3 protein-coding genes are annotated in these 4018 nt (G+C 62.9%); all 3 read left to right on the forward strand.

Going from position 1 to position 4018, the window contains the following annotated elements:
- Nucleotides 1–1800, forward strand: a 1800-nt coding sequence (locus WBR57_RS03355; protein ID WP_424082098.1) for a hybrid sensor histidine kinase/response regulator, incomplete at its 5' end; no start/stop codon positions are given.
- Complete coding sequence (locus WBR57_RS03360) at nt 1797–2807, forward strand: chemotaxis response regulator protein-glutamate methylesterase (RefSeq protein ID WP_424082100.1); 1011 nt, start codon at nt 1797–1799, stop codon at nt 2805–2807. The genes WBR57_RS03355 and WBR57_RS03360, both read left to right, overlap by 4 nt.
- A gap of 51 nt (nt 2808–2858) precedes the next feature.
- Nucleotides 2859–3860 carry a diguanylate cyclase gene (locus WBR57_RS03365; RefSeq protein ID WP_424082102.1) on the forward strand — a complete coding sequence of 334 codons (1002 nt, stop codon included), beginning with the start codon at nt 2859–2861 and terminating at the stop codon, nt 3858–3860.
- Nucleotides 3861–4018: the final 158 nt, after the last annotated feature.

The raw sequence follows: 4018 nt of genomic DNA on the forward strand, positions 1-4018 counted from the left end.
CCGCCGGTCAGCAGCGAGCCGCCGCGCCAGAACAAACGTATGACCGAAGGCGGCGAGCGCGTATTGCGCGTGACCGCCGAACGCTTGAACAGCCTGCTCGACCTGTCGAGCAAATCCCTGGTCGAAACCCAGCGGCTCAAGCCGTACCTGGCCAGCCTGCAACGCCTCAAGCGCATCCAGAGCCAGAGCGTGCGCGCCCTGGATACGCTGGACGGTCAGCTCAAGACCCTGGACTTGAACCTCGAAGCCCAGGAAGCCCTGGCCGATACGCGCCGCCTGTTGAGCGAAGCCCAGGCCCTGCTGGCGGAAAAACACGCCGAGCTGGATGAGTTCGGCTGGCAGGCCGGGCAGCGCGCCCAGGTGCTGTACGACACGGCGCTGGCCTGCCGCATGCGCCCGTTTGCCGATGTGCTGGCCGGGCAAGTGCGCATGGTGCGTGATCTTGGCCGCAGCCTGGGCAAGCAGGTGCGCTTGGAGATCGAGGGCGAAAAGACCCAGGTTGACCGCGACGTACTGGAAAAGCTCGAAGCACCGCTCACCCACTTGCTGCGCAATGCCGTCGACCACGGTATCGAAATGCCCGAGCAGCGCATGCTGGCGGGCAAACCCGCCGAAGGCCTGATCCGCCTGCGCGCGTCCCATCAGGCCGGTCTGCTGGTGCTGGAGCTCAGCGATGACGGCAATGGGGTCGACCTGGAGCGCCTGCGCGGCACCATCGTCGACCGACACTTGTCGCCGCTGGAAACCGCGCTGCGCCTGAGCGAGGAAGAGCTGCTGACGTTCCTGTTTTTGCCGGGTTTCAGCCTGCGCGACAAGGTCACCGAAGTGTCCGGGCGCGGCGTCGGCCTGGATGCGGTGCAGCACATGGTGCGCCAGCTGCGCGGTGCGGTGGTGTTGGAGCAGACGGCGGGGCAGGGCAGCCGTTTTCACCTGGAGGTGCCGCTGACCCTGTCGGTGGTGCGCAGCCTGGTGGTGGAAGTCGGCGAAGAAGCCTACGCGTTCCCGCTGGCGCACATCGAGCGCATGTGCGACCTGGCGCCCGACGACATCGTGCAACTGGAAGGCCGTCAGCATTTCTGGCACGAAGGCCGGCATGTCGGGCTGGTCGCGGCCAGCCAGTTATTGCAGCGCCCGCCGGGGCAGAGTAATCAGGAGACCCTGAAGGTGGTGGTGATCCGCGAGCGCGATGCCGTGTACGGGATCGCCGTGGAGCGCTTTATCGGCGAGCGCACCCTGGTGGTGTTGCCGCTGGATGACCGGCTGGGCAAGGTCCAGGATATTTCCGCCGGTGCCTTGCTGGATGACGGCTCGGTGGTGCTGATCGTCGATGTCGAAGACATGCTGCGTTCGGTCGACAAACTGCTCAACACCGGCCGCCTGGAACGCATCGCCCGGCGTAGCCAGCAGGCCACCGAGGCCCCGCGCAAACGGGTGCTGGTGGTCGACGATTCGCTCACCGTGCGTGAACTGCAACGCAAGTTGTTACTTAATCGTGGTTATGAAGTGGCGGTGGCGGTCGATGGCATGGATGGCTGGAATGCCTTGCGCTCCGAAGACTTTGACCTGTTGATCACTGACATTGATATGCCTCGCATGGACGGTATTGAATTGGTCACACTTTTGCGCCGTGATACTCGCCTGCAGTCGTTGCCGGTGATGGTGGTGTCCTACAAGGATCGTGAAGAAGACCGACGTCGTGGACTGGACGCCGGCGCCGACTATTATTTGGCCAAAGCCAGTTTCCACGATGACGCCCTGCTGGACGCCGTGATGGAGCTGATTGGAGGCGCGCGGGCATGAGGATTGCGATCGTCAATGACATGCCCCTGGCGGTGGAAGCCCTGCGTCGCGCCTTGGGTTTCGAGCCCGCCCATGAGCTGGTGTGGGTGGCCAGTAACGGTCTGGAAGCGGTGCAGCACTGCGCCGAGCTGACCCCGGATCTGATCCTGATGGACCTGATCATGCCGGTGATGGACGGCGTGGAGGCGACCCGCCGGATCATGGCCGAGACCCCGTGCGCCATCGTGATCGTCACCGTCGACCGCCAGGCCAACATGAGCCGGGTGTTCGAAGCCATGGGCCACGGCGCGCTGGACGTGGTCGACACGCCACCGCTTGGCGTGGGCAACCCCAAGGACGCGGCGGCGCCGCTGTTGCGCAAGATCCTCAATATCGGCTGGCTGATCGGCCAGCGCGGCAGCCGCGTGCGCGCTGAAACCGCGCCACAGCGCAGTACCGGCAAGCGCCAGAGCCTGGTCGCCATCGGCTCCTCGGCGGGTGGCCCGGCTGCCCTGGAAATCCTGCTCAAGGGCCTGCCCCGGGACTTTCCCGCCGCCATCGTGCTGGTGCAGCATGTGGACCAGGTGTTCGCCGCCGGCATGGCCGAGTGGCTGAGCAGTGCCTCCAGCTTGCCGGTGCGCCTGGCCCGCGAGGGTGAACCGCCGCAGAGCGGTACGGTGCTGCTGGCCGGCACCAATCACCACATTCGTCTATTGAAGGATGGCACGCTAGCCTATACCGCAGAGCCGGTGAACGAGATCTACCGGCCTTCGATCGACGTGTTCTTCGAAAGCGTGGCCAGCCACTGGAATGGCGATGCCGTCGGCGTACTGCTGACCGGCATGGGGCGCGATGGGGCCCAGGGCCTCAAGTTACTGCGTGAACAAGGATATTTGACCATCGCCCAGGATCAGCAGAGCTCGGCGGTGTATGGCATGCCCAAAGCGGCGGCGGCGATCGATGCCGCTGTTGAAATTCGCCCACTGGATAGAATTGCGCCCCGGTTGTTGGAGGTATTTTCGAAATGATCCTTACCCTCCACGGTGTTGGTTTGCAGGTGGTAATTCAGGTGACTGCACATGAATGATTTACAGATCGACGACATCAAGACCGACGAAAACGCCGCCATGGTGTTGCTGGTCGACGACCAGGCCATGATCGGCGAAGCCGTGCGGCGCGGCCTGGCTCATGAAGAAAACATCGACTTCCACTTTTGCGCCGATCCGCACCAGGCGATCGCCCAGGCGATCCGCATCAAGCCGACGGTGATCCTGCAAGACCTGGTGATGCCCGGCCTCGACGGCCTGACGCTGGTGCGCGAGTACCGCAACCACCCGGCCACGGCGAATATCCCGATCATTGTGCTTTCGACCAAGGAGGACCCGCTGATCAAGAGCGCGGCGTTTTCGGCGGGGGCCAATGATTACCTGGTCAAGCTGCCGGACAACATCGAACTGGTGGCGCGGATTCGCTATCACTCGCGCTCCTATATGACGTTGTTGCAGCGGGATGCGGCGTATCGTGCGCTGCGGGTCAGCCAGCAGCAATTGCTCGACACCAACCTGGTGTTGCAACGGTTGATGAACTCTGATGGGCTGACGGGGCTGTCCAACCGTCGGCACTTTGACGAGTACCTGGAGCTGGAGTGGCGCCGGGCCATGCGTGACCAGACGCAGTTGTCGTTGCTGATGATTGATGTGGATTTCTTCAAGACCTATAACGACAGCTTTGGGCATGTCGAGGGGGACGAGGCGTTGCGCAAGGTGGCTGCGACGATTCGTGAGGCGAGCAGCCGGCCTTCGGATTTGCCGGCGCGGTATGGGGGGGAGGAGTTTGCTCTGGTGCTGCCTAACACATCGCCGGGTGGGGCGCGGTTGGTGGCCGAGAAGCTGCGGATGGCGGTGGCGGCGCTGAAGATCCCGCATATTGCGCCGACCGAGGGGTCGAGTTTGACGATCAGTATCGGGTTGTCGACGATGACGCCGCAGCAGGGGACGGATTGTCGGCAGGTGATATTGGCGGCGGACAAGGGGTTGTATACGGCCAAGCATAATGGGCGGAATCAGGTGGGGATTGAGTAGGGTTTTGGGTACATATCCGTTGCTGCGGTAACGGCTTCGTATGGTTCCGCTCTTACAGCCATCCCTTTCAAGGTCTTGGTTTAAAATCCCCCAAAACTTCAGTCAGGGTGACGAAACTATGTGGGATGCAGTTCTCGAAAGGTTTGAAAGAAAAACAC

Origin of the sequence: Pseudomonas sp. (assembly GCF_049590575.1) — a bacterium.
Taxonomy (GTDB): Bacteria; Pseudomonadota; Gammaproteobacteria; order Pseudomonadales; family Pseudomonadaceae; genus Aquipseudomonas.